Source organism: Vibrio sp. S12_S33, assembly GCF_963889785.1.
GTDB classification, from domain to species: Bacteria; Pseudomonadota; Gammaproteobacteria; order Enterobacterales; family Vibrionaceae; genus Vibrio; species Vibrio aestuarianus.
In genome coordinates, this window is record NZ_CAWPQZ010000377.1 from 1 (window position 1) to 255 (window position 255).

Sequence of the window (255 nt, forward strand, 5' to 3'; positions counted from 1 at the left end):
TGAAAAACCGATCGTTTTACGAACAAGGCGCTTCAATCTTGAACGTTATGTCAGGTTGGTTCGCTCAATTCGCTGAGTGAATCTTTTGCCAACAACGTGCTTTTCTCTTGGTTGCTCTTTCGTGTAGACAGTGAAGTCATCAGTGAAAAAGAAGCGGATGTCGAACGGCGCTAGTAAAGCAAGTAGTGCTCGCAATGCATCTGTATTACGTTTACCAAATGAATGAGCAATGATGCGTTTATAACGCGGCTCCCA

Annotated in this window: 1 pseudogene; it reads right to left on the reverse strand. The window is 43.9% G+C overall.

What is annotated here, in order from left to right:
• Positions 1–48: 48 nt before the first annotated feature.
• Positions 49–255 (reverse strand): annotated as a pseudogene (locus AACW06_RS20520) (IS1 family transposase); the annotation flags it as partial.